Origin of the sequence: Vibrio neptunius, from assembly GCA_019339365.1 — a bacterium.
Taxonomy (GTDB): domain Bacteria; phylum Pseudomonadota; class Gammaproteobacteria; order Enterobacterales; family Vibrionaceae; genus Vibrio; species Vibrio neptunius.
Genome location: CP079860.1, coordinates 501,843 through 527,879, shown reverse-complemented (window position 1 = coordinate 527,879; position 26,037 = coordinate 501,843). Strand labels below are relative to the sequence as shown.

The 26,037-nt window shown below is 47.0% G+C and carries 12 protein-coding genes and 1 pseudogene; 6 read left to right on the top strand and 7 right to left on the bottom strand.

The genetic code is table 11. The features are described 5' to 3' along the window. Window positions 1-12 precede the first annotated feature (12 nt). Entirely contained in the window at window positions 13-1,047 is a 1,035-nt protein-coding gene (locus KW548_18990) for a COX15/CtaA family protein (GenBank protein QXX09157.1), read from the top strand. Continuing rightward, window positions 1,044-1,940: a heme o synthase gene (cyoE, locus tag KW548_18985; GenBank protein ID QXX09156.1), complete on the top strand. Its 897-nt coding sequence runs from the start codon at window positions 1,044-1,046 to the stop codon at window positions 1,938-1,940. Before KW548_18990 ends, cyoE begins: the two co-directional genes overlap by 4 nt. Before the next feature lie 13 nt (window positions 1,941-1,953). Here the strand turns inward: cyoE and KW548_18980 are convergent, their stop codons facing one another. The 4 genes from KW548_18980 to KW548_18965 form a co-directional block, all read right to left on the bottom strand. Then, window positions 1,954-2,850, bottom strand: a complete 897-nt coding sequence (locus tag KW548_18980) for an amino acid ABC transporter permease (GenBank protein ID QXX09465.1) — start codon at window positions 2,848-2,850, stop codon at window positions 1,954-1,956. A 73-nt stretch (window positions 2,851-2,923) separates the two neighbouring features. Continuing rightward, window positions 2,924-3,763: a transporter substrate-binding domain-containing protein gene (locus tag KW548_18975; GenBank protein ID QXX09155.1), complete on the bottom strand. Its 840-nt coding sequence runs from the start codon at window positions 3,761-3,763 to the stop codon at window positions 2,924-2,926. 9 nt (window positions 3,764-3,772) lie between these two features. Further along, window positions 3,773-4,573 carry an amino acid ABC transporter permease gene (locus KW548_18970; protein ID QXX09154.1) on the bottom strand — a complete coding sequence of 267 codons (801 nt, stop codon included), beginning with the start codon at window positions 4,571-4,573 and terminating at the stop codon, window positions 3,773-3,775. Next, the gene (locus tag KW548_18965; GenBank protein QXX09153.1) at window positions 4,570-5,289 is read right to left on the bottom strand and encodes an amino acid ABC transporter ATP-binding protein; all 720 of its coding nucleotides are present in this window, start codon (window positions 5,287-5,289) and stop codon (window positions 4,570-4,572) included. Before KW548_18965 ends, KW548_18970 begins: the two co-directional genes overlap by 4 nt. 306 nt (window positions 5,290-5,595) lie before the next feature. On the opposite strand from KW548_18965, the gene aroG reads away from it, so the two are divergent. Together aroG and KW548_18955 are read left to right on the top strand one after the other, a co-directional pair. After that, a complete protein-coding gene (gene aroG / locus KW548_18960; protein ID QXX09152.1) occupies window positions 5,596-6,648 on the top strand; it encodes a 3-deoxy-7-phosphoheptulonate synthase AroG in 1,053 nt (350 codons plus the stop codon). 114 nt (window positions 6,649-6,762) lie between these two features. Beyond that, window positions 6,763-7,089: a hypothetical protein gene (locus tag KW548_18955; GenBank protein QXX09151.1), complete on the top strand. Its 327-nt coding sequence runs from the start codon at window positions 6,763-6,765 to the stop codon at window positions 7,087-7,089. A 46-nt stretch (window positions 7,090-7,135) separates the two neighbouring features. Here the strand turns inward: KW548_18955 and KW548_18950 are convergent, their stop codons facing one another. Continuing rightward, entirely contained in the window at window positions 7,136-9,199 is a 2,064-nt protein-coding gene (locus tag KW548_18950) for an alpha-amylase (GenBank protein QXX09150.1), read from the bottom strand. 124 nt (window positions 9,200-9,323) lie between these two features. Further along, the gene (locus KW548_18945; GenBank protein QXX09149.1) at window positions 9,324-9,722 is read right to left on the bottom strand and encodes a helix-turn-helix domain-containing protein; all 399 of its coding nucleotides are present in this window, start codon (window positions 9,720-9,722) and stop codon (window positions 9,324-9,326) included. Window positions 9,723-9,817: 95 nt separating this feature from the next. On the opposite strand from KW548_18945, the gene KW548_18940 reads away from it, so the two are divergent. Continuing rightward, window positions 9,818-10,726, top strand: coding sequence for an aldo/keto reductase family oxidoreductase (locus tag KW548_18940; protein ID QXX09148.1), 909 nt, complete (start codon window positions 9,818-9,820; stop codon window positions 10,724-10,726). Between the two features lie 47 nt (window positions 10,727-10,773). Here KW548_18940 and KW548_18935 read toward each other — a convergent pair whose 3' ends face one another. Beyond that, window positions 10,774-12,363, bottom strand: coding sequence for an EAL domain-containing protein (locus KW548_18935; GenBank protein QXX09147.1), 1,590 nt, complete (start codon window positions 12,361-12,363; stop codon window positions 10,774-10,776). A 350-nt stretch (window positions 12,364-12,713) separates the two neighbouring features. Here KW548_18935 and KW548_18930 point away from each other — a divergent pair. Then, window positions 12,714-25,969, top strand: a pseudogene (locus tag KW548_18930) (retention module-containing protein). The last annotated feature ends 68 nt before the right edge of the window (window positions 25,970-26,037 follow it).

The following is a 26,037-nucleotide window of genomic DNA, read 5'->3' as shown; positions in this document are numbered from 1 at the left end:
AGGAGTGTGGTTATGGGATTGACCAATTTAGTTCGCCTAAGTCTCGTATTGACGTTTATCGTCATCATGCTTGGTGCCTATACTCGACTGGCTGACGCTGGACTAGGATGTCCCGACTGGCCAGGATGTTATGGCCAACTGACTGTACCTAACGATCAACAAGAAATCGCACTGGCAAAGTCCTTGTATCCAGAGCTCACTGTTGAAGCGAATAAAGCTTGGCTGGAAATGATCCACCGTTATTTTGCGGGCACGCTGGGTTTATTGGTGTTTGCTATTTCATTTCGAGTGATTAAAGAGAAGTCGTTGCCTTATGGCTTACCGATTGTCATCTCTTTAGTGGTGGTCTTTCAGGCGCTCTTGGGCATGTGGACGGTAACCATGAAGTTGATGCCACTGGTGGTAATGGGGCACCTTCTTGGTGGATTTACGCTGTTTTGTTTACTTGCGCTTCTGTATTGGCGTCTACTTGACCACAAGTCTCCCCTTGAAGCAGTGCCTCATGTATCGGGTTGGTTAAAGTTTCTTGCCCCTGTCACTTTGTGTTTTGTTGTGATTCAAATAGCCTTGGGCGGCTGGACGTCGTCCAACTACGCCGCCCTAATGTGTACAAGTTTACCGGTTTGTGAAGGGAACTGGATGGGGCATCTGGATTTTGACCGCGCTTTTCAATTGATACAACCCAAACAAGAAACCTACGAGTTTGGCACGTTAGATTATGGCGCTAGGATGACCATTCATGTGACGCACAGATTTGGTGCTGTGCTGGTGGCTCTATTGTCGATCAGTTTACTTTGTGCGTTGCTATGTGCCAGACATCCTAAGCTAACAAGTGCTGCTTTCAAAGTGGGTGTGTTGCTGACTGTACAAATCAGTTTAGGTATTGCTAATGTCTTACTTAGCTTACCTCTTGTGGTGGCGGTTGCGCATAATCTAGTCGCTGCTTTGTTGCTGCTTTCAGTCCTCCATGTCAATTATCTGCTGCGACAGAAAGTCACTGTTAATGCCCATTCCACTCGATTTTTTCGTAAGGAGAGTTCGCGATGAGTAATTCTATCAGTCACATCTCTGAACAAGACCGATCATTATGGCGAACCTACCTCACTCTGACTAAGCCGAAGGTCGTTGCTTTAATGCTGCTTACGGCTTTGGTCGGTATGTGCTTGGCGGTGCCAGGATCACTGCCTGTGCAACAGTCGATTCTTGGTATGCTGGGGATCGCCTTGATGGCAGGCTCTGCCGCAGCGTTTAACCACCTGATTGACCGACGAATTGATGCAGTTATGGCTCGAACGTACAAGCGACCTCTACCGTCGGGTGAACTCAATGTGCGCAACGTGTTTGCGTTTGCCACTGGAATCGGGCTCGCCGGATTTGTGGTCTTGTATGGTTGGGTGAATGCGTTGACGGCTTGGCTGACTTTTGCCAGTTTGCTGGGCTATGCTGTGGTCTACACCATGTACTTAAAGCGCGCTACCCCACAAAACATCGTCATTGCGGGGATTGCTGGTGCGATGCCGCCGTTACTAGGTTGGACTGCTGTCACGGGTGAAATGCATGCCAATGCCTGGTTGCTTGTGATGATTATCTTTATTTGGACGCCTCCACATTTTTGGGCGTTAGCGATTCATCGCAAAGAGGATTATGCCAAAGCCGATATACCCATGCTGCCTGTTACACACGGTGAGGAATACACAAAAACATCCATACTGCTTTACACCGTATTGTTACTTATTGTGTGCCTTTTCCCTGTATTGGTCGGGATGGCGGGAGTTTTCTATCTAGTGTGTGTGACGATACTGTCTGCATTGTTTGTCTATCATGCTTGGCAGCTGAAATTTGGTACTGACGAGAAACAAGCCATCAAAACATTTAAGTTCTCTATCTGGCACTTGATGTTACTGTTTTCAGCGTTATTGGCTGAACACTATTTGATTTGAGAGAAGTACCTGTCTAGCCATTTGCTTGATGTTTTAATGAATGACGCTCAAGCTTTTTAAACAAGGCGGAGAGCGTCAGACAAAATATCAGGTAAGTAGCGCCTACTATCAGCCAAATCTCAAAAATAAGGCCGGAGGAGTTTGCCATCTCTGTGCCAACGAAAGTCATTTCCTGAATAGAAATCAGAGAAACAATCGAGGTATCTTTGACCAATGAAATGGCTTGCCCAGCAAGTGCAGGAGTAATTGCGGCTAGTACTTGAGGGGCGATCACCAAGCGATACTTAGCCCAAGTGGAAAGCCCTAACGCGTCCGCGGCTTCCCATTGTCCTTTTGCTATGCCAGCCAAACCTGAACGCACTATTTCAGCAACATAGGCAGAGGAAAGGATCCCGACACAAAGCACGCCAGACAGTAGGTTCTCCCATAGGGGCTTAGGTCCGAACAACATCGATTGCAACGCGTTCGACTCTCCGGAGTACTCTCTTAGAATCCCTTCCAACCCAATAGCTGGAATAAGTTGATTTGAGATAAAAAAGTAGAATATAAACACAAAGACCAGCGGGGGAATATTTCGGATTAACTGGATATACACATTGGCCAGTGAGCGAAATACGGAAATGGAACAATGCCTCGCCACACCAATGAGTGTCCCCAAGGTTAGTGCCAATAGCATTCCCCAAAGACTGAGCCGTAATGTCGAGATCACACCCTGAATGAAGTAGGGCAACGACCCATCAGAGCGTGAAGTAAAGATTAACGTGAATGCTTCGCTCCACCGCCAAGTGTAATTCACTCCGATAGAAGCGCGTTGGTAAAGCCACAAACCAAACACAGCCAAAACAAGCAATAAAAGGATATCAAGTTTATTAAAGTTCCAGCGGTGTAAATTGTGCTCACTGGCTGTCATCAAATTCGATTTATTCACCTAACGTCCTGCTAATCTTTATGTCTCGCCAATTATTCGGGATCTCACAATGTAGTTATTGACCCGTTGCCACTTGTTGTTGCCAGTCGAGTGTCGCAAACCAGTATTCATAACGCTGCTCAAGCCAGCCATCGTCGGTACGAGCTTGTATCCACTGGTCGAAGAAGGCCTGTTTGTCGCTTTCACCAAGACGAACGGCGAACGCCTCGTTGCCTTTAGACAGGCGCTCATTAAACGGGATAAACAGTTTGTCGGCATTCTTCACGGCTTCATGCTCAGGTTTAGGGCTAGAAGCAATTACAGCGTGAGCGTTACCATTGAGGACTTCCTGAAATGCTTGCGCATCATCATCGAACTGAAGAATCTTAGCTTTTGGAAAAGCTTCTCGAGCGACTTGCACGGTGAACGCCCCGCGGCGTGCAGCGATTTTAACGCGTCGAGAGTTGAAATCGCTCATTTCAGAAAAGCCTGAAGCCAGTTCTTTATTGGCTGCTACCTGAACGCCGGAGTGTGAATAAGGGGCGGTAAATAAAACGCTCTTGGAGCGTTCGGGAGTCACGCTCATTCCGCCGATAATGACGTCAAATTTTTTCGCCAGCAGCGCTGGAATGATGCCATCCCAAGCAGTAGGTATAAATTCTACTTTCCAGCCAGAATCTGCGGCAAGTCGCTCAGCTACATCGATCTCGAAGCCGATTAAATCCCCTTGCTTGTCGCGCATTGCCCATGGAACAAAGGTCGACATTCCGACGCGTAACGTACCGCGTTCGTTAATCTTATCTAAATTTGGCGTGTTACTGGCGAGTGTAGGGAGTGTAATAGCTAACCCAACTAGTGCTGTGATGGTTTGTTTGAATGCCCTTAACGAGCGAACCTTTTGTCCTAAGTGTTTCATTTGATTTCCTTATTGGTGGGTACGCCATTGGGCGCCAAGTTTGTGTTCTAGCCAAGCGGAGATTGCCGATAGAGAGAGTGTGAGCAAAAGATATATCGCTGCGACGCTAAACCAAATCTCAAATGGCATCGCGGTCTCCGAAACAATATTCCTTCCTTCTGTTGTTAGGTCGAATATGGCCATTACACTGACAATTGACGAGTTCTTAACCAGAGAAACCACCTCATTGGTCAAAGGCGGTAACGTTCTTTGCAGTAATTGCGGGAAGATAACGTCGTAATAGGTAGAGAAAGGACTGAGCCCTAGGGATTTAGCCGCCTCAAACTGACCTTTAGAGATGCTGTTCAGGCCTCCACGCAAAATCTCAGCGGTGTAGGCACCTTGGAAAAGCGATAGCGCCAAAATCGCAGTCGCAAATCTATCTAGGCCTATCACTGGCCCAAAGATGAAGTACAACAGATAAATTTGAACCAAAAGCGGCGTATTGCGAATCAGTTCAATATAAGTATTTGCAATGGCTCGACCTACAATCGATTGTGAAAGCTTGAGGAAGGCCGTCAACATACCAATCAGCAGAGTAAAAAAAAGGCTCCACGTTGATATTTGGATGGTGATCCACAAGCCTTCGAGCAGTTCAGCAGGCCACCACTGGCCATCTTCATAGAAGGCGAGATAGTCAGGTACTCGATGCCATTGCCATTGGTAGTCTATCGCTTTCGCCCCAGAATCCAGTAGCCACCATAGCCCCAAGCCTAGTAGTATGATTTGAGCGAAGGCTGATAACACAGGCTTAAAAATTCGGCTGATCATTGGTGACTCAGAATTTGCTCAAGAAATTGTTGTGTTCTCGGATGTTGAGGCGCACTGAACAACTGTTTTGGGGTGGCCATTTCTAATATTTCTCCTTGATCCATAAATATCACTCTATCGGCAACTTCACGGGCAAAGCCCATTTCATGCGTCACACACACCATGGTTATGCCATCGGAGGCCAAGTCAATCATGACCTGCAAAACCTCTTTAATGGTCTCTGGATCCAGAGCAGAGGTTGGTTCATCAAACAACAAAATCTCGGGTTTCATGCACAAAGAGCGTGCAATGGCGACACGTTGTTGCTGTCCGCCAGACAGTTGAACGGGATACTTGTGTGCTTGTTCCGAGATATTGACGCGCTTAAGGAACTGCATGGCAGTATCGATGGCTTGCTGTTTCGAATGTTTCAATGTGCGCACTGGTGCCAACGTCAGGTTATCTAATACGGTTAAATGAGGAAAAAGATTAAAATGCTGAAAAACCATGCCGACTTTCCCCGGCGGTGCAGCGGATATAGGTTGGCCGAATATCTGAACATTGCCTGTTGAGATGGTTTCCAACCCATTGATGGCTCTAATTAAGGTTGACTTGCCTGATCCTGAAGGACCACAAACGACCAGCTTTTCTCCTTTTTTCACTGAAAGATTAATATCCTTTAGTGCTTGAAAATGGCCGTACCACTTGTTGACGTGTGTAAAATCGATGGCGTTCATGCCGATTCTTTATTTGCGTTTATTTATATTAACACCTTAACAATATCAAAGGGATATTGCATCTCACGTGCTTCAAATAGAGCTTGAAAGCCTGATATTGCTCACTTTAAATCGCATGTAATTTAAAGTTTACATTGAGTGTAAAATGTAAAAATAGAAGAAATATTGCCTTTTGTTGAAAAAAGTGGTTGCAAGCATCGTTTTTGATAGATAAGTTACAGGGAAGACGAAAAACAAAACAGAGCATTTATGCACCACTGATTTTTGGTGCGGTGTTCAAGCCAAGATAAATAGGAAGACGTAGCAATGTTCCAGACTGATGATGTACGAATTAGCAAAGTAAAAGAATTATTACCGCCAGTAGCTGTTTTAGAGAAGTTTCCGGCGACTGAAACTGCGTCTTCAACGACTTTTCGCTCTCGTGAAGCAATCTCTAAAATTTTAAATGGCGATGATGACCGACTTCTGGTTATCGTTGGTCCTTGTTCTATTCACGATCCGGAAGCGGCAATTGAATACGGTAAACGATTGAAAGTACTGCGTGATGAGCTGGGCGACCGTCTAGAAGTCGTGATGCGAGTTTACTTTGAGAAGCCACGTACAACAGTGGGCTGGAAAGGTTTGATAAATGACCCGTACTTGAACGACACGTTTAAGATTAATGATGGCCTGCGCATGGGTCGTAAGTTGCTGCTGGATCTCACTGATCTTGGCCTACCAACGGCGAGTGAATTCCTCGATATGATCACTCCGCAGTATGTTGCAGACTTAATCAGCTGGGGTGCTATCGGCGCACGTACGACTGAATCTCAGGTACACCGTGAACTGGCTTCAGGTATCTCTTGCCCAGTCGGCTTCAAAAACGGCACGGATGGCAACATCAAAATTGCATCGGATGCAATCCGCAGTGCGAGTGCTTCTCACCACTTCTTGTCAGTCACTAAGTACGGTCACTCTGCAATCGTTGAAACTGCTGGTAACCCAGACTGTCACATCATCCTACGTGGTGGAAAAGAGCCTAACTACAGCGCTGAACATGTGGGTGCGATTAAATCTGAACTTGAAGCATCAGGTCTGCCTCAGAAGGTGATGATCGACTTTAGCCATGCGAACAGCTCGAAGCAGTACCAGCGCCAGATGTTGGTTTCGGAAGATGTAGCGGGTCAAATTTCTGCAGGTGAAGAGGCTATTTTTGGTGTAATGATTGAGTCGCATCTTGTTGAAGGTCGTCAAGATCTTGTTGATGGTCAAGCGCCAACTTATGGTCAGTCTATCACTGATGCGTGTATTGGTTGGGAAGACACTGAAAAGGTTCTTCGCCAGTTAGCCGATGCGGTAGAAGCTCGTCGTAACAAATAACCTATCCTTATTGGTAAGAAAAGCTCCCAAGTCGGGAGCTTTTTTCGTTTTAGGGGTTTAATTGAACACTGTTTAATATATTATGGCAATCAAACTTATCGACCCCAATGATTCATGAAGCGAACGTCAAAGAGTATCTGGACTGTCATATTATGCTTGGCTTTATCCCCATGGACTCACGCAGCCCAAAGCGAGAGTGATTTGTTTATTTACACTCTGCCCAAGTACGATGACTCGCGCAATGAGATGAACCAAGACCCGATTGATGTAAAGGTCGATAGTACATCACCTCCACCTGCTTTGAAGCTAGATTATGAGGTCCCTTGCGATCTCAAATGTGGCATCGGTCATACAGGACTGTTCTTACTTTATATTGCAGCGGAAGGACAGAAAGATCAGCAATATCGATATTCATTAATCAATCCAAACTACGAACCTTAATCTGGCTAATTTGAACAAGGGCTCTCGGTAGATAGCCCTTGTATATTTATTTACCAACGAAACCTACAACCACCGTGTCGCCTTCCAAACTCCGAGAGAAAACATAGGCTGAATTGTTGCCAATTTCTTTGTGTACACCAGCTCCTATTGCAGGATGGGATTGACGGAACTGGCCTAACGTTTGCCAGTGCTTGAGAAGCTGTTGGCGTTCTTTACTTAGCTTCCACAGCATGTCAGAGCGAGTGCCTTGATGGAAGTCATCAGCATAGGGGCCTAACTCTCTTCCCACTTCATCACCGTAGTAAACCTGAACAGCGCCGGGGCTAAGTAATAAAGCGTTGGCGGCGTTACGCTGCATCTCAAATGAGTTGAAGCGACTGAAAAACAGTTCTGTGTCGTGTGAAGACATGTAGCTGACAGGGGTAAAGTCTGGCGTTTCTTGCATTGAATCAGCGTAGTTTTGATAGGTCTCCTGCATTTGGCTCAGGCAAGCGGCACCTTTGTCGAGTTTCTTCTGCATATCAAAGTTGATTAGCGCATCGAAACCTTGGTCAGCATAAGGAGAGCGGTAAGCAGAATGTCCCCATACTTCTCCCAGCATCCAGAAAGGCTGTCCGGTCTGGTTATTGTTGGTACGCCATTGCTCAAGACTGTTTGTTGCCTCGCTTTTCAACCGTTTCCACACATCTCCTTCAACGTGTTTAACGGTATCAACTCGAAACCCATCAATACCAAATCGCTTTACCCAGTCGGTTTGCCACTCGATGAGGTAGTCAGATACAGTGTAGCTTTCGCGTGCTTGAACGCGGGTTCCTGGATTGTTGAGTAACCATTCTGGTGGCGTTACGTGCTGCTTAGACTCGGTTAAAAAATCAGGTAAGCCAGCCAGTGTCATTGTGATGTCGCTTGAGCCGGGTTTGCTGTAGCCTGGCAACCCTGCACGAACCCAGTCTTTACCCCACCACTGATGCCAGTTTGAACTTATGTATTCAACCGAATCATTAAAACTATGCCAGTTCTGCCCTGATTTGGGCACCCAGTCTTGCCATTTATCGGGCATATTTTCGGTGTTAACAACGTTTATATTGTCGAACTGTAAGTCTGCCAGTGTCGAGTAACCTGAATGATTGACCACGGCGTCTAGGAAGATACGCATACCGCGCTTATGAGCCTGTGTGACCAACTGTTTTAGATCTTCTTCATTACCAAAGTTTTGGTCAATTTTAGTGAAATCACGAGTCCAGTAGCCATGGTAGCTGTAGAATGGAAAACTGCCTTTCTCTCCACCACCGACAAAGCCATGGACTTGCTCTACGATAGGAGAAAGCCAGATCACGTCAGTGCCAAGGCTCTGAATATAATCGAGCTTTTCAGTTAGTCCTTTGAGATCCCCTCCATGAAAAGTGCCTACCTCTTGTTTGCCATCTTTCTTTCGACCATAGCTGTGGTCATTGGATGTATCTCCGTTGTTGAATCGATCTACCATCGCGAAATAGATATTGGCGTTTCGATAGTTGAATTGCGCAGAGGAAGCGCTGGTGTCGGCCTGTTCAAGTAGAACAAGTCCACCACTGTTCGGGGAGGGCGTTAATCTGACTTGGTTGTTTTGTACGGTAAGGAGTTGATTTGAAAATGCTTCTCTTAATTGAGTACCGTCACTGAAGGTGCCACCTAAAGAGAGTATCACCTCTCCCCCTTTGTATTGCTCGCAAACAACATCGGGGATAGGGCGGGTAAACGTCTTGGCTGCCACTTTCTTAGTTTCTCGAGCGATTGTTATTGTGTGTTGAGTATCATCGTAGGCAAAGGAGTAATCACCACTGAAGCGGATGTTAACCGATAATTCAGTGTCGCTGCTGCAATTCAGGTTGAGTGGCTTACGAAACTTAACTTTCTGTTCTGCTACTGATGGGCACGTACCACCAATCCCAGATATATTAACTTGATAAGTTTCTTTTTTGAGAGGCAGGACCAATGGATCCGATGCGCTTAAAGGGAAGTCCCGACTTGTGGTGGTGGTTGAAATGGTAAGAGTCGGCGTGGCTAAGCTTGATAAGCTGATTAAGGCAGTCAGCACAGCAAGAGAGAGATGTGTTGGCTTCACGTTCATTCCTTGATTGTTGTTTCAACAAGGTTAAGCCGATTTCTTCAAGCTGACATCATTCCCTTAGTCTACGCCCTAAAGTTTGCTCAATATCACAGTAGTCATCCTTTGTATTATGCAAATGACAGTTTCAGCGTTGTGCCTTTATCTGCAGATTTAAAAATTGCACCATGGCAGATTCATCCAGGTAGCCATCGGCTTTTTTGTGGCCTCGCAGATATTGATAGCCTGCAATGACATGGCGGTGTTGTTCATGGTCTTTGGGCTCAAAACCATGAACGTATCGATAGGCTACTACATAGGCATCCATGTCGACCACTTCCGCTTGTCTATATAGGTACCCGCAGCCAGTGGCCAGCCATTCAAGTGAACAGTTGGCTTTCATGGCTATTTGGTTTGCTTTCGACAAACTAGGTTCACTGCCGTTGAGATATTTGCGAATAAGGGCCTCTGAAAGTTCGACTCGGCGGGCAAAGCCAGAAACTGACTCTTCACCAATCAATTGTTTTAGCCGTTTGGAGAAACTCAATTTTTCGTACTCTGGTTCGAATTTGTTGTCAGTATACGTTGAGCATTGAATTAAACAAGAATACTGTAAAGGCAGTTTTTATTAGGAGGTAAGTGATGGTGTCTAAAGTCACAATTGCGCCGCAAGGCCCAGAGTTTTCTCAACTGGTTCAGGGTTACTGGCGTCTTGCAGAATGGGGTATGACGCCTCAGCAACGATTGTCTTTTCTCAAGCAACACATTGAGTTAGGTATTACCACGGTCGACCACGCCGATATCTACGGCAATTACGAATGTGAATCGCTATTCGGTGAAGCGTTGAAGCTAGATCCTTCCGTTCGCGATGAGCTCCAGATTGTCACTAAGTGTGATATTAAGCTCTGTACCGACAAATTTCCTCTACGCAAGGTCAACCATTATGACACCAGTGCGGGGCATATTTATGAATCTGTAAACAATTCGCTTGAACGCCTGAACATAGATCAGATCGATGTGCTGCTTATCCACAGACCAGATGTACTGATGGATGCGGATGAAGTGGCTGATGCGTTTAGTGAATTGCATAAAGTTGGCAAAGTGAAGCACTTTGGCGTGTCTAACTTCACTCCAAGTCAGTTTGATCTTCTACAGTCACGCGTGGCGAAACCGCTCGTTACTAACCAGATTGAAATCAATCCACTGAATTTTGAGGTTGCCCATGATGGTACATTAGATCAGCTTCAAATGAAGCGCGTGCGACCAATGGCATGGTCTTGTCTCGGTGGAGGGAACATCTTTACTGGTGCAACCGAGCAGGCGCAACGTGTTCGTGATGTGCTAGAAGCAATCCGATGTGAAGTCGGTGCGCAGAGTATCGATCAAATCATCTACGCATGGGTAAGTCGACTACCAGCGCGACCTCTGCCAATTATTGGTTCAGGAAAAATTGAACGCGTGAAAAGCGCTTTTGAAGCGATGGATATTGAGCTTACGCGTGAACAGTGGTATCGGGTTTGGGTCGCCTCCAAAGGTCATGGTGTGGCATAACCATTCTCAATGGAAAGACAAAAGGAGCGAGTGCTGCTGGCTCCTTTTTAGTAACAGACATAACGATGGGCAAAGCGTACGCTAAACGGAGTGACAGTGTATTCAACAAGTGCCTCAGGCTTTATTGGTCTTGAATAGTAAAAGCCTTGGATGTAACGGACACCAAGTTCGTTTAATTGGCTGATTTGAAGTTCGTTTTCTACTCCCTCAGCAATAATTTTAATGTTGAGCTCTTTTGCTAAGTTCACCATCGATTGGATTACAGGTTTGATTTGGGTGTCTTCGCCTAAGCTATTAATGAAAACTCTATCTATTTTCATCACATTAAACTTGTGCTGTCTTATCAAATTCAACCCAGAGTATCCGGTACCAAAATCATCGACTGCGACTTCGAATCCGAGCTGGCTTATTTGTTGTAGAGAACTGAGTGCGTCCTTTAGTTGCTCTGCAGGGAAATCGAGGTTTTCCGTGACTTCTAGCAGAATGTGCGACACAAAAGCCGGTTTTTCTTGCGCATAAGACTTGAGAAAGGCCATAAAGTCGGGTTTGAGTAACGATGTGCGGCTTAGGTTAATACTAATATAATGATTGCCTAGGCTAGGACCATTTTGTGATAAAAACTCTGTTACTGATTGAAAGGTGTGACGAGTTAAGTCATCAATAAGATCCAATTTCTCTGCCAAGGGAATAAAAATTTCCGGAGAAATACTGCCCTTCAATGGATGTTCCCAACGCAGTAAGGCTTCACTACCGACGACGTTACGTGTTTCGATATCCACAATAGGTTGTAAGTACAGTTCGATTTGACGTTCGCTAATGGCCTTACTCAGGCAGAACTCAATCGAATGTCTAACAAGAGTGTGATGCCGAAGCAGGATATAAATCAGTGACAGGCCGAAAGCGAATAACACGATCAGCCAAATATTTTGTTGGTAGTGATAAAGATAGGCGGCGCTATCAAGTTGGATTTTGACAGACAACGGATAGAGTTGTGATGAAAAGTTAAACGGAGTCGTCATATATCCAGAAATCTGATGTTGCCCTTGAATACTTCGATTGAGGACTTGAATCTGATACCCGTAATGTTGCTTATCTAACAGTGAGGACGTTTGCTGAAGAAACTGGACAGGTGGCAATAGGGCGTTTATGCCTGTTCCGTCATTGGAAGAGACATAAATGAAAAATGAATTGAGTTTGCTCTTAGATTTGGTCAGAGAAATGGTGATGTTATTTGATGAGTCTGAAATTCGTTGCAACACCGAAGAAAATAAACGAATACGAGTTCGTCCTTCGTTACTGGTGCAGTAGACATTGGACCCGTTATACAAACCAATTTCTTTAATCATATCAGAATGAAACATATGAGCGCGAAGGGCGAGCTTATCTGCTTCGCTACATAAAGTGGTTACATTTTGCTTTAGGACAATTAAATCGCTAGCGACTCGGTCGATATAGTTCTCCAGCGTGGTCACGGAGTGTTTTCCGTCGAGGATTGCTTGTTCTCGCGTTTGGTGATAGTTCCAAATCAAGGATACGATAAAGACCGCACCGAATAGGCCTGCGATGGGAAACAAATTGGGTAAGTGTGCGAAAACTTCTCTTCCATTAGCCAAGTATCGCTGAATTTTGTCATTCATAGAGACATCAATGTCCGTATAGTATTTTATTTACTTGAAGAGTTATCTATCAAAGGCTGTGTTTTTCAAAGCCCTATTTTGAGGTTTAAGGTAATTTTTACTCAAATTTCTCACTTGTGAGAAATTTGAGTGTGGTTTTGAGTTAATTGTTGAATATCATGCAGTTAGCTAAGGCTAAGTGGTGTGTGATTCGGACTATACTTACTCTAATAACGATCAATGGCCCTAATGCGGTAATAAGCACTGGAATCACGTACAAATTTTGATATTTTTGTCGCCAATACGCTCGTTAAATATTATTAAATTTCTTAATTGCTGTTGACTGGCTTAGTCAGATTGAGGGGATAAGTATGGAAGTCGAAATTGTACGCCAGGCTCGTATCGTAGAAGAAGTAAATGGTGACGTCATTGCCGTTAAGCCAGATGGTACTGCGAGAAAAGTCGTTCAAGGCGAGACTATCCAGTCGAATGAAATAATGATCACCGCTCGTCATGCTTCTGTGGTACTGAATGCTGGCGGTGTCGCTTCATTTGTAGATGAAAATACTATCTCTTTAGAGTTGGATAATGTTGCTGGTAACGCTTGGCATACTGAACAAGTGAACGGCGACATTGGATTTGACTTTACTCAAATCGGCGACGATGCGTTGAGTGAGGGTGATATTGCAGCGATTCAAGACGCAATTTTGGAAGGGGCTGACCCGACTCAAATTCTAGAAGCGACAGCAGCAGGAGCTGGTGGCGCTAGTTCGGCTAATGGAGGCTTTGTTACTATTGACTATAATGGTACCGAGGTGTTGGCAAGCACTTTCTTCGAAACATCTGCGCAAGCACAAGACGATGCAGAAGAGACAGAGGATGAGCTAAGAACGTTAGTATTTGCTGCCGGCGGTCAAAGCATTTCAGAAACCTTGACAGAAGGTTCTCTATCAGGTGGCACATACCCACAAACAGCAACAACAACAGTCACTATTTTCGCGGGCGATCTTCCCCTCGATGCTGCTAGTTTTACCCCTGAATCGGCATCCCTCGCCAGTCTGCTGGCTGAACTCAACTCTGATATTAGCTCGTCAGGCGAAGCCGTTACGTTTACTTATGACGCCGCTGAAAATGCGATTATTGGTGTCAACGACCAAGGCGAAGTACTGCGCATTGATATTGATACCACCTCGGTTGGCAAAGATGTCAGCCTAGAACTGACCACAACAGTAAGCCAACCTATTGATCATCTAGATTCTGTTGGTGGTGGACAAGTCGCGATCAGCGATGATCAGATCGTAGTCAGCTTTGGAATTACTGGTGCTGATTCTGGTGGCAATGCCATCCAAGCACCGATTGATGCACAGGTTTCAATCGGCGATGGCGTTAATCCAACACCTCAAACGACCAATGTTCAGAACGTCGAGTCTGACTCAACCTTGATTCAAGGTGAATTCGTTGAAATTGGCAGTGATGCACTGGCCTCAGTAAGGTTTGACAGTTCTGCACTTCAGCAATTTGATGGCTTACTCAGTGATAATCAAACCACGACGGCAACGCTGTCAGATGACGGGACAACAATTACGTTAACGGCTGATGGTTCAGGGAGACCGTACTGACGGTTAGCGTTGATACGCAGGGGCAGTATGAGTACCAGCAGTTTAAACCTCTGGAACACAATGGCTCTGATACGATTTCTCTTTCGCTGCCTACCACTATCGTAGATTACGATCAGGATACGGTAACTAATGACATTAATATTGAGATTACTGACGGCGACAACCCTGTTATTACCAATGTTGATGGGTTGAGCCTTGATGAATCAGGTGTCGCTGGTGGTTCGCAAGTCGGCACAGTAGCAGTCTCGGGTAGTGGTTCTATTACAGCCACCGCAGGCAGCGATATTATCGATCACTTTGAACTGGAGCCAAGCGAGTTCAATATCGATGGCTCACTGACTTCACAGGGACAGCAGGTCACCCTTGAGATAAAGGCTAATGAGAACGGTGTTCGAACGTATGAAGGTGTGATTGAGCTCAACGGAAGCCGTGTCACAGTGTTCGAAATTAAGGTGGATTCACCTGCGCAGGGTGATTACGAATTTACCTTGTTTGAACAGCTTGATCATTTAGGTGTGAGCGATGAGTCATTGACGATTGAACTCCCAGTTTACGCGGTTGATGCGGATGGTGACCGTTCTGAATTAGCTGGTGGTACGGGTTCTGAACAAGCAGGCAAGATTCTCATCCAAGTGAAAGATGATGCACCGACGATTAGCGGTGCTGACGCTTTGTCTCTTGACGAAGATGACCTCGCTTCAGGTTCCTCACCAGACGCGGCTTCTTTGACGGCAAACGGTCAGTTTACTGTAACTGAAGGTGCAGATACGGTGGTTGAATACCGACTCGATACGAACTCTAATCCAGTAGCGGGTTTGAAGTCCGATGGCTTGGCGGTATCACTGAGCGAAACCTATGACAGCGCAACAAATACTTATACCTATACCGCTTCAACCTCTGCTCAGGATGTATTTGTCCTGACAATAAATGGAGATGGTACCTACTCATTTGAGTTAAAAGGACCAATTGATCATGCGGTGAATGCTGATGATCAAACATTGAATTTCGCGGTTATTGCCAAAGATAATGATGGTGATACTGCTGCCCAAAATATTTCTGTAAATATTGTCGATGATGCGCCTTCGATAACCCATGCTGAGGCGTTAATCCTCAATGAGAATGACTTAGCCAGTGGCACTAGCCCGGACGCGACGGGCGTGAGCCAAGACGGAGACTTCACCACGCTTGAAGGTGCGGATAAGGTCGTGAGCTACCAGCTTGACCTGACCACCAACCCGATCGATGGCCTGACTTCTCAGGGTAAAGCGGTCACGCTCTCTGAATCCATTGATGCCAATGGTGTGGCGACCTACACGGCTTCAAGCACTGATGGTGACGTGTTTGTCCTGACGTTGCGCCCTGATGGCAGCTACACCTTTGAGCTGAAAGGTCCGATTGACCATGATGCCAACAGCGACAGTGAGCTGATTAACTTTACTGTGGTGGCGACCGATACCGATGGTGACACCGATAGCATCACGCTGCCAGTCACGATTGGCGATGATAGCCCGAACATCGCCTCGGCGGAGGCGTTGATCCTCAATGAGAATGACTTAGCCAGTGGCACTAGCCCGGACGCGACGGGCGTGAGCCAAGACGGAGACTTCACCACGCTTGAAGGTGCGGATAAGGTCGTGAGCTACGAGCTTGACCTGACCACCAACCCGATTGATGGCCTGACTTCTCAGGGCAAAGCGGTCACGCTCTCTGAATCCATTGATGCCAATGGTGTGGCGACCTACACGGCTTCAAGCACTGATGGTGACGTGTTTGTCCTGACGTTGCGCCCTGATGGCAGCTACACCTTTGAACTGAAAGGTCCGATTGACCATGATGCCAACAGCGACAGTGAACGCTTTGATTTCACCGTGGTGGCGACCGACACCGATGGTGATACTGACCGTATTACCTTGCCTGTGACGATTGGCGACGATAGCCCGAACATCGCCTCGGCGGAGGCGTTAATCCTCAATGAGAATGACTTAGCCAGTGGCACTAGCCCAGACGCGACACGCGTGAGTCAAGACGGAGACTTCACCACGCTTGAAGGTGCGGATAAGGTCGTGAGCTACCAGCTTGACCTGACCACTAACCCGATTGATGGCCTGACTTCTCAGGGCAAAGCGGTCACGCTCTCTGAGTCCATCGATGCGAGTGGTGTGGCGACCTACACGGCTTCCAGTGTGGACGGTGATGTGTTTGTACTGACATTGCGCCCTGATGGCAGCTACACCTTTGAGCTGAAAGGTCCGATTGACCATGATGCCAACAGCGACAGTGAACGCTTTGATTTCACCGTGGTGGCGACCGACACCGATGGTGATACTGACCGTATTACCCTGCCTGTGACGATTGGCGACGATAGCCCGAACATCGCCTCGGCGGAGGCGTTGATCCTCAATGAGAATGACTTAGCCAGTGGCACTAGCCCAGACGCGACGGGAGTGAGCCAAGACGGAGACTTCACCACGCTTGAAGGTGCGGATAAGGTCGTGAGCTACCAGCTTGACCTGACCACCAACCCGATTGATGGCCTGACTTCTCAGGGCAAAGCGGTCACGCTCTCTGAATCCATCGGTGCCAATGGTGTGGCGACGTACACGGCTTCAAGCACTGATGGCGACGTGTTTGTGCTGACGTTGCGCCCTGATGGCAGCTACACCTTTGAGCTGAAAGGTCCGATTGACCATGATGCCAACAGCGACAGTGAGCTGATTAACTTTACTGTGGTGGCGACCGACACCGATGGTGACACTGACCGTATTACCCTGCCTGTGACGATTGGCGACGATAGTCCGAACATCGCCTCGGCGGAGGCGTTAATCCTCAATGAGAATGACTTAGCCAGTGGCACTAGCCCAGACGCGACGGGAGTGAGCCAAGACGGAGACTTCACCACGCTTGAAGGTGCGGATAAGGTCGTGAGCTACCAGCTTGACCTGACCACCAACCCGATTGATGGCCTGACTTCTCAGGGCAAAGCGGTCACGCTCTCTGAATCCATTGATGCGAATGGCGTCGCGACGTACACGGCTTCAAGCACTGATGGCGACGTGTTTGTGCTGACGTTGCGCCCTGATGGCAGCTACACCTTTGAACTGAAAGGTCCGATTGACCATGACGCCAACAGCGACAGTGAGCTGATTAACTTTACTGTGGTGGCGACCGATACCGATGGTGACACCGATAGCATCACGCTGCCAGTCACGATTGGCGATGATAGCCCGAACATCGCCTCGGCGGAGGCGTTGATCCTCAATGAGAATGACTTAGCCAGTGGCACTAGCCCGGACGCGACGGGCGTGAGCCAAGACGGAGACTTCACCACGCTTGAAGGTGCGGATAAGGTCGTGAGCTACCAGCTTGACCTGACCACCAACCCGATCGATGGCCTGACTTCTCAGGGTAAAGCGGTCACGCTCTCTGAATCCATTGATGCCAATGGTGTGGCGACCTACACGGCTTCAAGCACTGATGGTGACGTGTTTGTCCTGACGTTGCGTCCTGATGGCAGCTACACCTTTGAGTTGAAAGGTCCGATTGACCATGACGCTAACAGCGACAGTGAACGCCTTGATTTCACCGTGGTGGCGACCGACACCGATGGCGACACCGACCGTATTACCTTGCCTGTGACGATTGGCGATGATAGCCCGAACATCGCCTCGGCGGAGGCGTTAATCCTCAATGAGAATGACTTAGCCAGTGGCACTAGCCCAGACGCGACACGCGTGAGTCAAGACGGAGACTTCACCACACTTGAAGGTGCGGATAAGGTCGTGAGCTACCAGCTTGACCTGACCACTAACCCGATTGATGGCCTGACCTCTCAGGGCAAAGCGGTCACGCTCTCTGAATCCATTGATGCCAATGGTGTGGCGACGTACACGGCTTCCAGCGCGGAGGGTGACGTGTTTGTCCTGACGCTACGCCCAGACGGCAGCTACACCTTTGAGTTGAAAGGTCCGATTGACCATGATGCCAACAGCGACAGTGAACACCTTGATTTCACCGTGGTGGCGACCGACACCGATGGCGACACCGACCGCATTACCTTGCCTGTGACGATTGGCGATGATAGCCCAACTATTCGATCTATTGACCCATCAAGCACGTTTGTCGTTGACGAAGATGACACGGCAGCAGGTTCTGATTCGTCAGGTGCAGTCGCTGTTGCGACAGGCAGTTTTGTCACCTCACAAGGGGCTGATGGTGTTGTTGCCTATGAGTTGGTGAATATAACTGATACACAAAATGCTCTAACGTCTAACGGTCAAGCAGTGACGATTTCTGAGGTGAACGGCGTTGCTGGCGCGACCACTTATCAAGGTGTGGCTGGGGGTCAAGTGATCTTTACTTTAGTGCTGTCTGACAACGGTGATTACACTTACACCCAATTTAAAGCTTTGGACCATGCACAAAACAGCGATACGTTGACCATTCCGTTTGATGTGGTTGCGATCGATAAAGACAACGACACCTCACCTGCTGTTCGCCTGCCAATTGAAGTCATTGATGATCAACCTGTACTAACGGGGACGACAGGGGAAACATCTGTCGACGAAGATAACCTAGTGGGTATCGGTTCGGATCGCTCTGAAGACACCACGATCAACGGTAACTTCGTTATCACTGAAGGCGCTGACAGCGTTGTGGAATATGAGTTAACGAATGCAAATGATACGTTAGATGGCTTATCTGCTGACGGCGAAGCGCTTGAGTGGGCTGCTGTACAAACCAGTGGCACGACGTTCACTTATACAGCAATGACTGAAAATGGTCATGAGCCAGTATTTAGAATTGTTTTTGATATATCAGACAACAGCTATCAATTTGAATTACTTAAACCTCTTGATCATCCAGACGGTGCGGGTGAAAACAGCGTCCAAATCGACTTTACAATCAAAGCGACAGATTTTGATGGAGATGAGTCCGCTGAGATTACCTTGCCAATTACTGTTGTCGATGATGTTCCATTGTTGACTGATCATTCGATTTCTAGAGTTGAAGGCAGTGGCTTCAAGACAGTGAATATGTTTGAAGCCTCGACCGATAAAGGGGCTGATGACGCTGCTATTACTTTGATTGAAGGGACTACAGACGGTACTTCAGTGATTAAATTTGGCGGTGAAAATGGTACCTATGTCGATAGTGTTGATATTCAGTCTGGTAATCAAACGATCAAAGTGTACGAAGAATACGATACTGGTAACGGAACAAGAGATATCCGCGAACTGGGTGAGCTGAGAGTCAATTCTAATGGTGACATCCGTTTCAAAGCGTACGATAACCTAGAACATGATGGTGATACGTTTGATTTTAGTATTGACGTGACGGCGACGGATGGAGACAAAGATACCTCAACGGCGCAATTAGATCTGACCATCGTCGATAGGAAAGCGTCAGCAATCGCTCTCAAAGTTACGACTTTCGAAGAATCTGGTCGCGATCCGTCGATTGACTACGATCCAAATAATCCGAATACCGTTGATACCGCTAACGTTCAGGATAACCAGAGCGGTATTACGGGTCTTGACTCCCCAACACAGATTTTGCTTCAAGCGAATTTGTATGATGCGGATAACAACGAATCTATTGGTGGCATGACGATCAAGGCGGGAGATCACCACGGTACCTTCTACTACTTTGACGGCAGCCAATACGTCGAACTTGAACCAAACAACAGAGGCAAAATCTACATTGATGGCTCTTTGATTGATCAGACATCGAGTGTGAATGGTGATGGCGATCAAATCACCACGATCACCAACCTGTATTTTGTACCGGACCGAAACTACTCGACCGATGAATCAGGTATCCAGATCAAGTACCAGCTTGAAATTGACAACGATGGTACGTTGGATCATAAGCTGAATTCGAGCTTCAGAATTGAAGTAGAAAGTGTTGCGGATATTGCCACCTGGGATGATGCCAATAGCACCTACGAATACACGCTAATAGAGGATGGTGCTCATCAGACGCTCAACTTGAGTGCGGTGACACAAGATACCAGTAATCCAGAGACGATTACTTACCGTCTTGAAGTGACTCAAGGTCAAGGCGAGTTTGAGTTACTGGATGCATCAGGCAACGTTATTGCAGAGTCATCGCCGGGTGTTTATTTGATCAGCTCTGACGATATCAACAATGTTCAGCTAAATCCGAGGGATAACTTTTCTGGAGCGATTAAGTTTGACGCCAAAGCGTTGACTGAAGAAGACTCCAATGCAGTTTCAGGTAAAGACTCAGCAGAATCCGTGGTGCAAGAGCTGGTGTTTAATGTTACGCCAGTAGCAGATGACAGCAGTTTCTCCGTCAATCGGATAGCCATTTTTGAGGATAATGCAGCGAGCCAGAACACAATCGATCCAGAAGCAGATCATGAACCGTTTACACTCGACAAAGTCATCACGCTTAACTCAACGGTTGATATCGATACTCCGGGAGATACCTCTGAAGTACTGTATGTTCGTTTGTCTGATTTCACTGACGAAAATGGTCAGCCGCTAGCTGGATTTGAAGTTCGTTGGGTGAGTTCAGGTGATCCGCTACCACTGATCACCGATGGCAGTGGGAGCTACTATGAGATTGCACAATCTGACTTAGACAAGGTAGAGATTCAGCCACCATTACATTCCAACGAGAACTTTACCTTTGAAGCGACAGGTGTGGTGAAAGATACCGCAACGCTTGGCGACGGATCCCAGGTGACCAATGTGGTCGACATGGGGGCAGGTAAAACCGTTCACGTGTCTGTCAAAGGTGTTGCTGATATCCCTTACATCCCAGATATACCTGATGTGCCTGATACTGGTGCTGTGCTTGATACTTGGTACAGCTACACAGACGGCAATGGTAATGCAGGTGCACAGGTTGTCATCAATGAAAACTCCAGTATTGAGTTGAGCTTTGCTGTCTTATCTGGCGAAGAAAAAGATGGTGTCAGTGATAACTCTGAATCGATAACGGTGCTTCTCTCAGATATTCCGGATGGTGTTCAATTGTACGACAGTAATGGTGGTGCAATTGACTTGGTATATGTAGGTAGTGATGCTAATGGCCCAATTTATCAGGCCAATATTACGCAGGAGCAATACCGTTCAGGTATTACGGTTGAACCGCCAAAACATTCGACGGAAGACATCAATATCACGACCAAAGTCATCGTGACGGAGAACGATGGGCATATTAGAGAAGTGGATGGTAGCATCCTAGTTAAAGTGGTTCCTGTCATTGACGCTGGTGGTAGTGATGACGCTTACACCAGGACTTCTACAGGTAACGAAGACAGCTTTATTGTCGTCCCTTGGAATCTGCCAAATGCAGAGAACCCTGACAGAGCACCAGATACCAATGATCGTGATTATGAGTTCGTCTCATCCATTACTATTTCTGGTTTCCCTGACGGTGTTGAAATTACGATTGATGGCGTTCCAGTGGCTAACTACACAGGCGGCACCGCGATTTATGATGATGTTACCAATACTTTAACCATCACTGGTTTGGATGAAAACGCCAACCAACCTGTGGTGCGTGTTAAGCCACCAGAAGACTCTAGCGTCGACATGAATTTACAGACCAAATTGGTCATCGAAGAGCATGACGCCGATAATAATGGGGACAGTGTAGCCCCTAAAGAAGTGACGGGTTCACTCACCGTTGTAGTTAGGCCAATTATCGAGAGTGATGGTGATCTTCAAGTCAAATCTAATAATGCCGTTGTTACCACGATTGACGATACGGATGATGATGGTCGTATAGACTTCACTATCAACGATCAAAATGGTGATGCGAATGTTATTGTCTTTGAAGATCTTGATCCGAGTTCGGATGAACTAGTCAAAGAAGTGGTGGTTCGTTTTGTTGGGATTTCAGGCGACGATTTGGATCAACTGTTCGTCACAGGTGCTGTGAATAATGGTGATGGCTCTTGGACAGTGACCAACGAAGAAAACTTCAGTATCGTTGCACCTAACGGTTTAAATTATACCGATAGCAACGGTCTACCAAGCAGCACCTTGAAGGTTGAATTTGTCGCTGAAGTCTACGACAAGGGGGATGAAAACGAAAATGGACCTGTCAGTGAAAAATCGACCACGATAGATCTGACATTCCCTAGCAGTGTCGCTGGTCAAAACAGCGAAGCAGCAGTGATTGAGCAAGTGACTACTCCAGACGCCATTATCACGGGAGTCGAAGACAACTACGTTGACCTTAGTAGTCAAATAGGCAATGTTGTTCAAATTGGTGTCGATGGTAGCAATGTGAGTACTGCGGATAATGTCGCGGACCAGTTCACCATTGTGATCGACCCGAGCGATATTCCGGCAGAAGTCAGTGGTCTGAAGGTCATTGGGGCTGAGTACGATTTTGCCAATAATCTTTATCTGTTTGAGGCAACCGTCAACCCTGATGGCAGTATTTCTATTCCTGATGGCCTCAAACTAGAACTGCCTGAAGATTATGCAGGTGACTTCAACTTGCCGATTACCTTCGTCACCACGGATAAAGCGTCAGGTGATGAGAATCGTGTTGAGCTTAATATCCCTGTCGCTGTGACACCGGTCGTTGATATCGCGTCGGGAGCGGGCGAGCAGGGGCAGCCTCTTGACAGCGATGTCACTCCTGAAATAAGCCTGAGTGCGACTTCAGTTGAAAAAGGCACGGGTACTCAGCTGGACGCTAATGCACTGGAAGATAATCTTATTAAGTTAGCTCTTGATATTGATTTGGCAGATGTTCGCAACGATAGTCACCAAGGCCAAGAAACACTGACGAGAGTTGAAATCACGTTACCTGATTCCAGCTTGGGTTATTTCGCTGATGTGAATGGCGACCCGATTCAGCCAGACAGCAGTGTGTTTGTCGTTGATTCTAGCGATCCTGCGGTCATTCAGGCGGCATTGGATGGCTTGTACTTTGTTCCTAAAGAAAACTATCCGACGGATAGCAGTGGTAATTCAATCTCCTTTACTGTGAAAGGCACTGTGGTCGACCAAACCACTTTCGACACCACAGGTACGACGCAAGTTTCTAATACGGGTAGTGCGCGCACCTTCACGCAGAACGTGGACATTGATATCACGCCGGTCCTAGACCCTGTCACTATGCCAACCGTAGCGGACAATATCGTTGTGGTTGGTGATGAAGATACCGACATTTCTCTCACTTCAGGTGGCTCTGGATTGTCGCTCGCATTGAATGACACGGATGGCTCAGAGCAATTCCTTTCAGCCAAACTAACGGGTGTGCCTGATGACTTTACGGTAACCAGTACTTCATCTGACTTTGTCGTTAAGAACAGTGGTGGTGGTGAATGGGTCATTCAATTGACAGACCCGAGCGCTACAGAAATCGATCTGTCAGCGATTTCGATTCGCCCAGCAGAGCATTTCAGTGGCACTGCCGATATTGGCATTACCGTGTTCACTCAAGAGCATCTGTTACAAGCGCCGACTGCACATCAAGGGCAATTCACCATTGATGTTATCCCTGTTGGCGATGTGGTAGACATTGACCCAACAAGCAGCGTGACTGGTAATGAAGGTGAGAACATCGACATTGCTATCAACGCGAGTATCGTTGATAAAACCGATCTGTTACCGGGTGATTCTGCTCAGGATCAGCCCGAAACATTGTTAATCACTGTTGAGCAAGTACCGGATGGTGCGACGATTTACTATCCAGATGGTGTGACACCTGCAACCAATCTAGGCAATGGTAAATGGGAGCTACGTGTCGATGCTCAGGAAGTCGATAAGATTGTGTTTAATTCTGGGGACCATAACAAAGGAACTTGGAATGAAGACCGCCTGAAAATTACCGTCCAGTCAGTGGACAAAGACGCAGATGGCAATGAATATCTCGGCCCGACAACGAATCAGGTCTTTAATGTCGATGTTGATGTTGAAGCGGTGAATGACCGCCCAGAGTTCAACAATATTGCTGATATCCAGACCGCAGAAGATACTGTCGTGACGATTAAAGGCTTCACTGTGTCCGATGTTGACTCTAGCCTTGATGATCCTGATGCGCAATACACGTTGACTTTAAATGTAGACAGCGGTGAGTTATTCCAAAATACCACGATAGCTTCGAACAATGGACTCACTGTCTCGGTGGATGTATCCGGTCAGACTGTGACAATTACGGGTAAAGTCGCTGATATCAATTCGGCTCTTGCTCAAGACCTCGTCACGTTCAAGCCAGATGAAAACAGCAATGATTTGATCGACACTGATGGCGTTAATGTGACGGCCCACATCGACGATCACGGCAATGTGGGTTCGGTGGATGCTGCAAACCCAGATACCTCAAATACCAACGAAACGTCATTGGTGATTCATGTCTCTGAAGTCAATGATGAGCCTCAAGCGGGTGATCTTGATCTAGGGGATATTCTTGAAGAAGGCAGTATTCAGATTACCGCTGCGCAACTGATTGCTGCTAGCAATGACATTGATGGTGATGATTTGGTGGTGAAGTCCATCTCGGTTCCCGCAGAGCAAGGTACGCTGACTCTTAACCCTGACGGTGTTTCTTGGACGTTTACGGCAGCAGATGACTTTAATGGTGATGTGTCCATCAGCTATACCATTGAGGACAATGGTACAACGAACGGGGTCAATGACTTCCTTCAAGATACAGGCACGGTTTCACTGTCTGTGATTGGAGTAAATGATAAGCCTGAGATTGATGTGGACGACATTACGACCCTCGTCAATGAGTCTTCGGGCCAGTTGCTCAGTGGAATCTCCGTTAGTGATGCAGACTATGTCGACGCATTTGCTAATGATGCTATGACAGTCACGCTCAGTGTCGATTTTGGACAACTGAATGTCACCCTACCTGCAGGTTCTTCAATCACAGCAACTCCGCCGTCAGGCAGTTCAATTACATTGACGGGCACCATTGGAGAACTGAATGCACTGTTGGACTCTCCATCTGCAGGCACTGGCGTAACCTTTGATGCGACGCACGCGTCATCTGACAGTGTGATGCTTACCATTACCGCGACGGATTCAGGTAACCCTTCAGGTATGGTGATGTCTGAGACAACGCAAAAACCGATCACGATTACGCCTGTTGCCAACGCGCCAACCCTATCGATTGCGGCGGATAACAATTATGTGAAGAACATTAATGCCAGCCTAACAGCAAGCAATAATGGTATCGCTCTATTGGGGATCGTTGCGGCACTCACGGATGTCCATGAAGTTCTCTCTCTTGAGTTATCGGGCCTCCCTGCAGGAGCGACGGTGGAAACATCGTCAGGAACACTCGTTCCAGTAGGTGGCAAAGTCGTGGTGCCAGCAGACGATATTGATAGCGTCTCTATCGTTGGTGTTCAGGAAGGCTCGCATACCATTCAATTGACCGCGGTGTCGACTGAAACGGATAGTTCTATGGCTGAATCAGCACCTATTGATATCAACCTTAACGTGACCAATGATACCTCCGATATTGATGTTTCTTCCTCTAGCGAAGATAACCAGCTATTGGGAAGTGACGAAGGTATCGAGTTGCAGGCCGGTTCCGGTGACGATCGAATCGAAGGAGGCACTGGCAATGATACTCTCATCGGTGGTGCTGGCGATGACACCTTACTGGGCGGCGCTGGTGACGATATTCTTGATGGTGGTTTAGGTTCAGATATTCTGACAGGTGGAACTGGTGAAGATACCTTTATTTGGCATGAAATTGATGATGGTGCGACGGACACTATTACCGATTTCAGTATTGCTGAAGGAGATCAGATTGACCTGCGTGAAGTGTTACCTGAACTGAAGCAAGCGAATGTGGATATGGATACTTTACTGTCCCATTTGGATGCAAAGTTAGTTGATGGAGATGATATTGAACTTAAAGTGCACCCTGATGGCAATGGAAATGGAGAGCAAACCATTCTGGTGGAGGATTTAGGTCAACAAATTGACTTCAACAGCATGGATTCCTCGCAAATTATATCGACCTTGCTTGATCAGCACATTATCATCCACGATCAGTAATTCTGGATAGAAAAGCGCCCTCAACCTTGTTCAGGCTAGGTTGAGGGCGCTTTGTTTTATCTCATGCT